The following is a 10,492-nucleotide window of genomic DNA, read 5'->3' on the forward strand; positions in this document are numbered from 1 at the left end:
TCATCGCTTGGGCGAAGGATGCACGCCTGCGCCGGACCGCGTTCCTGGGTGAGATCGCCAGGGCGGCGCGGCCGCTCATCTTTCACAGCCCGCAGCCGGTGGCCGAGGTGGCGGCGCGCTTTGGCGTGGCGGCGGCGCATCTGCCCTTTGCCCTCCAGCGCGAATTTGCCCCGCGCACGGCGGCAGCCCGGGAGCAGGCGCGCGCGGCGCTGGGGATTGCGGCAGATGAAAAGATCATCGTCAGCCTGGGCTTCATCAGCCGCAACAAGGCCATCCCCGCCGCGTTGCATGCCCTGGCGCTGCTGCCCGGCGCGCGGCTGGTTTTTGTTGGCGAACCCACGCCCGACACCCCGGCATTCGAGAAACTGGCCGCAAAACTGGGGCTTCGCGCCCGGGTGGCGTTCGGCCAAAGCTTTGTGCCCGAGCGCGCCTACCGCAACTATCTGCTGGCCGCTGATTGCGCGCTGCAACTGCGCGAGGGCCAGCCCGGCAACATCTCCGGCGCCTTGCAGGATTGTATTTCCGCCGGGCTGCCAACCGTCGCCAGCCATGACCTCGCGGAAAACATCGCGGCGCCTGGCTATGTCAAAACCGTTTCAGACAGGCTCGACCCAACCGGGATCGCCGCCGCGCTCATGGAGCGGCTGAGCGCGAAGGATGATACCGAGGCCGAACGCCACGCCTATTGCGAGGCGCACACCATGGCGCGTTATGCCGCCTCGTTGCTGGCGCTGCTGGAGCTCGCCTGAGTCGCGCGCTCCAGCGCAATCGCCAGCAGCGCGCCTTCCAGCACCTCATTGCGCCGCGCCAGCTCCAGCCTGATCGCCGCCAGCTCGTTGAACAATTCGGCAAAGGCGTAGCGCTGGAGCCGGCGGATCAGGTTTTTAAGCATTGCGCCGCAGATCCAGTGTGCGCGGATACTCAACCGCGCGCACCTCGCGCAGCTGCGCCATCGGCCCCGGCATATGGCCAAAGGGGAAGAAGCGCGAGCGCCGCCGTGCTTCCGCGGCATTCGCGTTCACGGGGAAATCATCATAGGCCCGCCCACCCGGATGCGCGACATGATGGCTCATACCGCCGATGCTGCGGCCGGACCATTTATCGTATACATCAAACACCAGAGGCACCTGCGCCGGGATGGTGGGGTGCAGCGCCGAATAAGGCTGCCAGGCCTTAAAGCGCACACCGGCCACATATTCGCCCGGCACTTCGGTTTTTTGCAGCGGCAGCGCGGCCCCGTTGCAGGCCAGGGCGTAACGCTCATCCACCCAGCCCGAGACCTTCGCCTGCAGCCGCTCGGCGGAACTATCGACATAGCGCGCGGTGCCGCCGGAGGTTTGTTCCTCGCCCAGAACATGCCACGGCTCCAGCGCGTGGCGTAGTTCCACCCGCATGTCGCGCACCGCGATTTCGCCCACCTGCGGAAAGCGGAACTCCAGATGCGGCGCGAACCATTGCGAGTCCAGTCCGAATCCAAAAGCCTCAAGCTCGGCCAGCGCATCCTTGAAATCAGCTTCGGCATAATGCGGCAACAGAAACTCATCATGCAGCCGCGTGCCCCAGCGAACCAGCCGCCGCTCATAGGGTTTGTTCCAGAATGCCGCGATCGCCGAGCGCATCAGCAGCACCTGCGCGGCTGACATCTGCGCGTGCGGCGGCATCTCAAAGGCGCGGAACTCCACCAGCCCGCGCCGGCCGGAGCCGCCATTGGGGGCATACATCTTGTCGATGCAAAATTCCGTGCGATGGCCGTTGCCGGTCATATCCGCGAGAATGTTGCGAAACAGCCGGTCCACCAGCCAGGGCGGCGTATAAGTTCCGCTGTTCACCTGCTGAAACGCGATCTCCAGCTCGTTGAGCGAATCCTCGCGCGCCTCGTCGATGCGCGGATGCTGGCTCGAAGGCCCGATGAACAGGCCGCTGAACAGGAAGCTGAGCGAGGGGTGGTTATGCCAAAATCCCAGCATGGATTTCAGCAGATCGGGCCTGCGCAAAAATGGGCTGTCAGCGGGCGTGGCGCCGCCCATCACCACATGGTTGCCGCCGCCCGTGCCGACATGCCTGCCATCGAGCATGAACTTCTCGGTCATCAGCCCCACTTCGCGCGCCACCTCGTAGAGCTGTTCGGTACGCTCCACGATCTCGCCCCAGTTGGCGGCGGGGTGAATATTCGTCTCGATCACGCCAGGGTCCGGTGTGACGGAGAAATTGATCACCCGGTCATCCTCCGGCGGCAGATAGCCTTCCAGCACCACCTTGCGGCCCATGCTGGCGGCGGTTTCCTCAACCGCGGCGGTCAGCTCCAGCCAGTCACTCACATCATAAAGCGGCGGGTAGAAAACATGCAGAATCCCATCGCGCGCCTCCACCGCCAGCGCGGTACGCACCAGCCCCGGCTCCTCGCGCCCCACCACCGGGGCATCCTGCGGCACGGGGCGGAACCCCTCGATGCCGCTGCCGCCATAACCTTCGCGCGTCAGCTGCATCGAATCACGCTTGGGCAGCGGCTTGCGCGGGGCGAACGGGTCGGTCTCGAAATCAACCTCCCTATGCGCCGGGTCCGCCCAGGGCAGGCTCTCCAGCGGCAGGCGCAGCCCCACGGGCGAATCACCGGGGATCAGGAACATCACATCATCGCGGAAAAACCACTCGCCGCTCTGCCATGCCCGCTCACCCTCCATGACCACCCGGCGCAGCGGCAGCACACTGCCCACGGGTGCGGCCAGTCCCTGGCCGAACACCTTCGCCAGCCGCGCGCGCTCCAGCTCGTCGCCCAACTTGGGCTCCATGGCCACCACATTCGCGGGCAGGCGCTTCTCGCGCCACAGATAATAATGGATGTCCTCATACGCCTGGTTCACCAGCGCCGGATCAACCTGCAGGCGCTCGGCCAGCGCGGCGGCGAAGGCCGCCGCATCCTTCGCCGCCGCGTCGTCCTTGTCGTCATCGCTCGCCAGCAGCGCCGGATTTTTCCACACCGGCTCGCCATCGGCGCGCCAATGCGCATGAATCGCCCAGCGCGGCAGCTGCTCACCCGGATAATGCTTGCCCATATTATAGGTGAGCGCCGCGCCCTTGCTCCACAGCGGGGTGAGCTTGCGGATCAGCCGCCCGGCGAATTGCCGCTTGGTTGGCCCCAAAGCATCAATATTCCACTCCGGCGCCTCAAAGTCGGAAGCCGCCACAAATGTCGGCTCGCCGCCCATGGTAAGGCGCACATCGCCCTTGGCCAAGGCGGCATCCACCGCCTGGCCCTGCGCCAGAATATCCTGCCACACGCGCGGGGTGTAAGGCTTGGTCACGCGCGGCGTCTCGGCCACGCGGGTCACCTTCATGTCGAACTCAAATTCCGTCTCGCATTCACCGACCAGCCCGGAAATCGCCGCCGCCGAGCTTGGCGAGGGTGTGGCGGCCAGAGGAATATGCCCCTCGCCCGCCATCAGGCCCGAGGTCGCGTCCAGCCCGACCCACCCGGCTCCCGGCAGATATACCTCCGCCCAGGCGTGCAGATCGGTGAAGTCGGCGGCGGGGCCCTCGGCCCCGCCATCCACCGGCTTCACATCGGCGGCCAGTTGGATGAGATAGCCCGAAACAAACCGCGCCGCGAACCCCAGGTGGCGCAGCAGATTCACCAGCAGCCAGGCGGAATCCCGGCATGAGCCTTGCGCCTTGGTCAAGGTCTGCTCGGGGCTCCACACGCCCGGCTCCATGCGCACCACATAGGAGATGCGCTCGGCGATCATCCGGTTGATGAGCACCAGCATGTCCACCATGCGCAGCTCTTTGTTGCCGTGCCCGGCGTGGACCTCACCAATGAGCGCCTGCAGTTTTTTGCCCGGATTGCGCAGCACGCGAAACGGCGCCAGCTCCTCGGCGAGAATTTCATCATATTTAAACGGATACGTCTCCGCTTCCGGCTCCAGGAAAAAATCGAACGGGTTGATGGTCGCCATGTCGGCCACCACGTCCACCACCACCTCAAAGCTCGTCACCCGCGCGGGGAACACCACACGGGCCATGAAATTGCCTTGCGGATCCTGCTGCCAGTTGAGGAAGTGCGGCTGCGGCGAGACTTTCAGGGAATATGAGAGGATCGGCGTGCGCGCATGCGGGGCGGGACGCAGGCGGATCGTCTGCGGGCCCAGGGCCACGGGGCGGTCGTATTTGTAGGATGTACGATGTGTAATCGCGGCATGGACGGACATGCGATCTCCTCGGGCTTGTACATGCCACTCACCACGCAAAAACAAGTTTGGCAATGTAGGAGATGCCGCCTGAATCGTTCAATCCGGCGCGCGCAGACGAAGTTGATTTTTCAATGGACAGTTCCGGCACCCCGCGGGGCAGGATGCCGGAAAAATCAGCAGCTCAGGTCAGCTTCACCAGAACATGGTGCTTCTTCCCGGCGGAGAGCTTCATCTCGGCCGCCGGCGCGATCACCTGCGCCTCGTCGGCCACCACCTCATCATTCAACCGCGCGCCGCCGCCGCGGATCAGCCGCCGCGCCTCGCCATTGCTGGAGGCCAGCCCCGCGCGGGCAAACAGCGCGAACGCCGCCACCCCGGCGCCAAACTCCGCCGCCGGAATCTCCACGCGCGGCAGACCTTCGGCCACGCCGCCCTGGCTGAAGATTTTATGCGCCGTTGCCGCCGCATCCACCGCCGCCGCGCGGCCATGCGCCAGCGCGGTTGCCTCGGTCGCCAAAATCACCTTGGCGCCGTTCAGCTCCGCCCCGCCCAGCGCTTCCAGCCGCGCGATTTCATCCAGCGGCAGATCCGTGAACAATTTCAGGAAGCGGCCAACATCCGCATCCTCGGTATTCCGCCAGAACTGCCAGTAATGGTAGGGACTCAGCTTTTCAGCCGATAGCCACACCGCGCCCGCCGCTGACTTGCCCATTTTCGCGCCTGATGCCGTGGTGATCAGCGGGGTCGTGAGGCCAAACACGCCCTTCTGGTCGGTGCGGCGCACCAGGTCGACGCCGGAGACGATATTGCCCCACTGGTCGGAGCCGCCCATCTGCAAAACCACGCCGTACTGGCGGCTCAGCGCGCGGAAATCATAGCTTTGCAGGATGGAGTAGTTGAACTCCAGGAAGGTGAGCCCCTGCTCACGCTCCAGCCGCGAACGCACGGAATCGAACGAGAGCATGCGGTTGATGGAGAAATGCACCCCCACTTCGCGCAGCAGCTCGATGTAGCTCAGCCGGTCCAGCCAGTCGGCATTATTGACCAGCACGGCATCATTCGGGCCATCGCCAAAGCTGATGAACGCCTCGATGTTCGCGCGGATGCCAATGAGGTTTTTGGCGATCTGCTCTTCGGAGAGCAGCTGGCGCGCTTCCTCGCGGAACGAGGGATCGCCGATCCGCGTCGTCCCCCCGCCCATCAGCGCCACCGGGCGGTGCCCGTGTTTCTGGAACAGGCGCAGCAGCATGATTGGGATCATATGGCCGACATGCAGGCTCTCGGCTGTCAGGTCGAAACCGGCATAACCCGCGATGCTCCCCGCGGCGCAGGCGGCATCGAGCGCCTCCTCGTCGGTGCACTGAAACACAAAGCCGCGCGCCTTCGCCTCGGCCAGAAACTCACTAATTGCCATCTTCTAATCCTCTTGCGCGCGGGGTAGCACAACCAGATGACAGTTCAAAACCTCGCAATCTGGCCGCGCCTGCAAAGCGGCAGCTGGCTGACCCGGGACCGTGCGCTTGGTTATCTGCGGCTGCTCGCCATCGCCAATCTTATCGGCCTTGCACTCGCGATATGCCGGGGGACCGGCTGGCTGTTCCCTCCGGTGCCGCATTTTTCAACTGAATTCCTGAGCTTTTATGCCGCTGGCAGGCTGGCCGCGGCGGGTCATGCGGCCTTGGTCTATGCGCCGGGCATTCCCGCCCATGCGTATATTGCCTCTTTTCATGTCCCTCCCGGGCACCAGGCGATGGAACGCGCGCTGAGCCACGATCCCCAGGTGATGTATTTCAGTTTTTTCTATCCCCCGGTTTTTTGGCTGCTCTGCGCGCCGCTTTCACTGTTGGCGTATTACAGGGCCTATCTGCTCTGGGTGGGGCTGAGCGGCGCTTTGCTGTGGTGTTGCCTGCGCCAGTTGGCGGGCGGCTGGCTGCGGGCATGGCCAGCCCTTGCCTATCTGGCCATAACCGAGAACGCGGCCGTCGGCGAGAATGCGTTTTTATCCACCGCACTCGTGGGATTTGGCCTGCTCAACCTGGGAAAACGGCCGCTCCTTGCCGGCGCCTGCTTCGGTGCGCTCTGTTACAAGCCAAATTTCGTTCTGCCGGTGCTCTTGCTGCTGCTGGCTGGCCGGCATCTGGCCGCCCTGGTGAGCGCCGCATTCACCGGTACAGCACTTTGCCTGCTTTCCGCCGTTTTGTTCGGGTGGCGGAACTGGCTTGGCTATTTTCTCGTCACCGTGCCGCATGCCCAGTTCCTGTTCACCCATGGCGGTTTTTCCTACGCGCTCATGGTAACACCCGGTTCGGCTGTCCGCCTGCTGGGCGGCGGCGGCGTCTTGGCGGCAGTGGTGCAGGCCGGGGGCATGCTGTTTGCCGCCTATTGCATTTACGCCACGCGCCGGGCCAGTTTCAACGTCCGGGCGGCAATGTTCGCCGCCAGCTTCCCAATGCTGCTTACCGTGATGCTCAGCTACGACCTGACCATGAGCGGACTCGCCATCCTCTACATGCTTCGCGAAGTAGAGCGCACAGCCTATCTGCCGTGGGAAAAAACCGCCCTGGCCGCGATGTTCGCGCTGCCCCTGGTGACCGAGGTTTTCCGCACCCAAATGCATATCCCGCTGGATCCGCTGATCACCCTTACCTTCATGGCGCTTCTACTGCGCCGCGCGGGGCCCGTTGCCATGTTCGCCACACCGCCAATGCGACCACTACAGGCGTGATCAGCACCCCGGTGGCGCTATACACCACAGGGCAGAGTGCTGGCCAAAGCCAGAAGATCACGTCCAGAAAATCAATGTGCCAGCCGCGCATGTGCGCGAGCATAGCAAGCGCAATGGAATATCCGACCATATAGTCGACACCTCCGTAAGGTGTCGCCAGCAAGGAGAGAAACGCGCACAGCGCTACTTTCTCTTGCGTCCGCATGCCGCTGCGCCAAGCCTGCCAAGTGAGCAACACCGCAGCCACGGAGACCGCACCCTGCAAGGCTTCGCTGGCGTGCAACCCCAACTGCAATGATAGCGCCATATTAAAAACTGACAGTCCGAACGCCGCAGAACCGGGTATCAGCGGCAACGTATCAAGCATCAGCTTCGATATCGCCAAGCCGTTGCCGAGATAGGCCTGCCAGACCGGCCAGCCGAGCACAACGATACTGGCAAGGATCAAGAATAATCCCGCCCCACAGGCCGCGGCGATGGCGCGCCATCGCCGCGCGGAGAACAGCGCCACGGGCGCAAGCAGAACCATCTGCGGTTTAATAATGAGCCCCCCCAGGACAACGCCCGAAAAACCCGGCCGCACCGCCGATGCCAAAAGCCCCGCGACGAGCGCTGCCCCGCACAGGACACCGAACTGGCCAAGCTCCAGACTCCAAAGCGCCCCCGGACTCAAAAGCCCCAAAAGTATCACCCACCGATTCAAACCGGCGATACGCAACATCCCGGCGGCAAGGAGAAGCAACGCCAGCGTCCACACCCAGAACGATATTTCAAATGGCAACCATGAGAATGGCTGCACGGCCAGCAACGCGGGCGGGGGATAAAACCAAAGGAGTGGATCAGCCTGCGCGGAAAACAAATTCCTTCGCAAGGCAAGAAACATCACCGGATCATACGTTGCGGCCGCGCGGCCATGCGCGGCCATGACGCCCGCCTGCCAGAACACAGAAAAATCGCAAAGCGGACTCGCACATGGCAAATCCTGCACGCGCATCCCAGCAGGTGAATAATGCCCGGCACGGCTCGCCATATCGCGCAAAAAAATCACGGCATACCAGCCCCACCAGACAATCAAAGCCGGCCAGGTTGCGGTGCTGGCGATTATATTTCCGTATTGTTTAAGCCTGCCCAGGACTGCTTGCCCTTGAATGCTTTTCATACCTAAGCCTAACACTGCAGCAATGAAAAACAAACCAACCCGGGCCATTGGCCTGATGTCCGGCACCTCGCTTGATGGCGTGGACGTTGCCTGGCTGGAGACCGATGGCGAGCGCATCACCCATTTCGGCCCTACCGCCATGCTGGCCTATGAGGACTCACTGCGCGCCGATCTGCGCCGCCTGCTCGACCTCGCTCCCACCCTCGCGCCGGACGATGCGTTCCTGAAAGACGTGGAGCAGCGCCTCACATATGAGCATGCCATCGCCATTACGCTGGCTGGGCGCAACGCGGATGTCATCGGCTTTCACGGCCAGACCATTTTGCACGCGCCCGCGCAGCATCGCACCTGGCAGATCGGCGACGCGGCCCAGCTGGCGCGGCTCGCGCGCATTCCGGTGGTGCATGATTTCCGTTCCGCCGATGTCGCCGCCGGGGGCCAGGGCGCGCCGCTGGCCCCGATCTTCCACGCCGCCATGGCGCGCGATCTGCCCAAACCATTGCTGATTGTGAACATCGGCGGCGTCGCCAACATCACCTGGCTTGGCGCGGATGGCGAAATCCTCGCCTGCGACACCGGCCCCGGCAACGGCCCGCTGGATGATCTGGCGCAGGCGCATCTCGGCCTGCCCTATGACAAGGACGGCGCCCTGGCCGCCGCCGGCATTGTGGACGAAGCGCGGCTGGCCACGCTGCTGGCGCATCCTTATTTCAACAGACCGGCGCCAAAATCGCTGGACCGCCTCACCTTCTCTGCCCTCATCGCCCAGGCCACGGCCGCGCTACAACCGGCCGATGCCGCGGCCACGCTGGCCGCCTTTTGTACCCGCGCCATCGCCGCCTCGCCGCTGCCCGCTGCCCCGCTGCGCGTGCTCGTGGGCGGCGGGGGGCGCAAAAACCCGGTGCTGATGGCCGGGCTGCAAGCGCAATTCGCCGCGCCTGTGCAACCGGTGGAGGCCGCCGGATGGGATGGCGACGCGCTGGAGGCACAATGCTTCGCCTATCTGGCGGTGCGCTCGCTAAAGGGATTGCCGCTCTCGCTGCCCGGCACCACCGGCGTTGCCCGCCCGCTCACCGGCGGGCGGCTTCAAGAGGTTATTTTATAAAGCCGCCAACCCTGCGCGTTGCTGCCCAACAACTGCAACCAGGGGGGCGGGTTGCCTGCCTCCAGCGCGTCCCACAGGGTGGTTTCTGGTAAATCCGCGACCAGCGGGTAGCGTGCCCCCGTGGGGCAAAACAGCACAAATCGCGCGCCGGCCGCCAGCACCGCCCCCGGTACCTGCACGCCGGGCGTTGCGCGCCAGGCCGCGCGGTCACGCAGATAACCCCGCAGGCCATGTTGATACAGCGACCCCACTGTTTCCACCCGCGTGCGGTACAGTAATTCTGGCGAATCCTCCGCCGGGGCCAGCACCACCTGCCCGGCCGCCGGAACCAGCAAGGGCGCAATTTCACGCAGGTTGCACGAGGGATAATGTGTCCCGGCCGCCCCCGGTGAAGGCTTGTTCAGCCCAGCCGCCGCCACGGGCACCAGCAGCACGGCCAGCAACACCCCCAGGCGCGAGAGCATCGCCACCATCGGCCGCGCCTCAAATCGCAGGCTCACCTCGCTCAACGCCAATGGCAGCAGCACCGCCGCCGCCGCGGGCGCGAATGCGGCGAACAGCAGGAATTGAACGCCCAGGACCAGCGCCACGGCCGTGCACGCCGCGATATAGAGCCACAGCCAACGCGCCCGGCCCGCCGCGCGCCATAGCGCATAGCCCAGCGCCAGCGCGCCGGGCCCCAGATACACCAGCAGCATCCGCCCGCGCAGGGGCTGCAATTCCTGGATCAATCCAAAAAACTTATGCGCATCCGCCGCCGGCATGATGCCATAAGGCCCCATCGCCACTTTTGGAAACATGGCCACCCAAGCCGCCACGGCCAGCACCATCAGCGCCACCCCCAACGGGCGGGCGTGTTTAGGCCGCCAGCGCGCCTCCAGCAGCCACAGCCCGCCGGCGCCCGCCAGCAACAACATGCCCAGCACCACATAAACCAGCGACAGCCGGTCAATCTCTGGCACGCCCCAGCCGCCCTGGGGCGGGTCGATCATCAGCGCGATGCTCAACACATCGAAAAATCCGGCCGCGCAAGCGGTGATCGTCTTGCCCAGGGGCACATACAGCCAGCGCAGCAGCAGCGCCGCGAACGCCATCAGCACAAAGGGCATGGTCTCGGGTGTAAGCCAGATGGCGAAACCGCCGCTCACCCCGGCGAGCAGCCCGTAGGTGACATGATCGTGCCAGGCGCGCGCCACGCAGCCCACCGTCAGCACGATCATCACCAGCAGCAAAATATGGTAATGCACAACTCCCGGAATGGCGAAGGCCTGCAGCCCTGGCAACAGCGCCGCCGCCACCGCCGCCGCCCATAAAAA

General features: G+C 64.5%; 8 protein-coding genes. 3 read left to right on the top strand and 5 right to left on the bottom strand.

Annotated features, from left to right (window positions below):
* Positions 1-749 (top strand): glycosyltransferase (locus HKL97_RS10620; protein WP_291425128.1); only part of this gene is annotated, 749 nt, incomplete at its 5' end.
* Here the strand turns inward: HKL97_RS10620 and HKL97_RS10625 are convergent.
* The 3 genes from HKL97_RS10625 to tyrS all read right to left on the bottom strand — a co-directional run bounded on the left by HKL97_RS10625 (position 710) and on the right by tyrS (position 5,601).
* Positions 710-892, bottom strand: coding sequence for a hypothetical protein (locus HKL97_RS10625; RefSeq protein ID WP_291425129.1), 183 nt, complete (start codon positions 890-892; stop codon positions 710-712). The two genes, HKL97_RS10620 and HKL97_RS10625, sit on opposite strands and share 40 nt — an antisense overlap.
* Complete coding sequence (locus tag HKL97_RS10630) at positions 885-4,205, bottom strand: DUF2126 domain-containing protein (protein WP_291425130.1); 3,321 nt, start codon at positions 4,203-4,205, stop codon at positions 885-887. The genes HKL97_RS10625 and HKL97_RS10630 overlap by 8 nt, the downstream gene beginning before the upstream one ends.
* Before the next feature lie 163 nt (positions 4,206-4,368).
* Complete coding sequence (gene tyrS / locus HKL97_RS10635) at positions 4,369-5,601, bottom strand: tyrosine--tRNA ligase (protein ID WP_291425131.1); 1,233 nt, start codon at positions 5,599-5,601, stop codon at positions 4,369-4,371.
* A gap of 36 nt (positions 5,602-5,637) precedes the next feature.
* Between tyrS and HKL97_RS10640 the strand changes: the two genes are divergently transcribed.
* Entirely contained in the window at positions 5,638-6,912 is a 1,275-nt protein-coding gene (locus tag HKL97_RS10640) for a glycosyltransferase family 87 protein (protein ID WP_291425132.1), read from the top strand.
* On the opposite strand, the gene HKL97_RS10645 is transcribed toward HKL97_RS10640, so the two are convergent.
* Positions 6,836-8,071: a glycosyltransferase family 87 protein gene (locus HKL97_RS10645; protein ID WP_291425133.1), complete on the bottom strand. Its 1,236-nt coding sequence runs from the start codon at positions 8,069-8,071 to the stop codon at positions 6,836-6,838. The genes HKL97_RS10640 and HKL97_RS10645 overlap by 77 nt on opposite strands.
* 22 nt (positions 8,072-8,093) lie before the next feature.
* Between HKL97_RS10645 and HKL97_RS10650 the strand changes: the two genes are divergently transcribed.
* The gene (locus tag HKL97_RS10650; protein ID WP_291425134.1) at positions 8,094-9,176 is read left to right on the top strand and encodes an anhydro-N-acetylmuramic acid kinase; all 1,083 of its coding nucleotides are present in this window, start codon (positions 8,094-8,096) and stop codon (positions 9,174-9,176) included.
* On the opposite strand, the gene HKL97_RS10655 is transcribed toward HKL97_RS10650, so the two are convergent.
* Positions 9,158-10,492, bottom strand: a 1,335-nt coding sequence (locus tag HKL97_RS10655) for a hypothetical protein (protein WP_291425135.1), incomplete at its 5' end; no start/stop codon positions are given. The two genes, HKL97_RS10650 and HKL97_RS10655, sit on opposite strands and share 19 nt — an antisense overlap.

Source organism: Acidocella sp., from assembly GCF_013044125.1.
GTDB lineage: Bacteria > Pseudomonadota > Alphaproteobacteria > Acetobacterales > Acetobacteraceae > Acidocella.

Coding starts and splice junctions, on each gene's coding strand:
- HKL97_RS10625 (WP_291425129.1), bottom strand. CDS start 892: ATGCTTAAAAACCTGATCCGCCGGCTCCAGCGCTACGCCTTTGCCGAA.
- HKL97_RS10650 (WP_291425134.1), top strand. CDS start 8,094: ATGAAAAACAAACCAACCCGGGCCATTGGCCTGATGTCCGGCACCTCG.
- tyrS (WP_291425131.1), bottom strand. CDS start 5,601: ATGGCAATTAGTGAGTTTCTGGCCGAGGCGAAGGCGCGCGGCTTTGTG.
- HKL97_RS10640 (WP_291425132.1), top strand. CDS start 5,638: ATGACAGTTCAAAACCTCGCAATCTGGCCGCGCCTGCAAAGCGGCAGC.
- HKL97_RS10630 (WP_291425130.1), bottom strand. CDS start 4,205: ATGTCCGTCCATGCCGCGATTACACATCGTACATCCTACAAATACGAC.
- HKL97_RS10645 (WP_291425133.1), bottom strand. CDS start 8,071: ATGAAAAGCATTCAAGGGCAAGCAGTCCTGGGCAGGCTTAAACAATAC.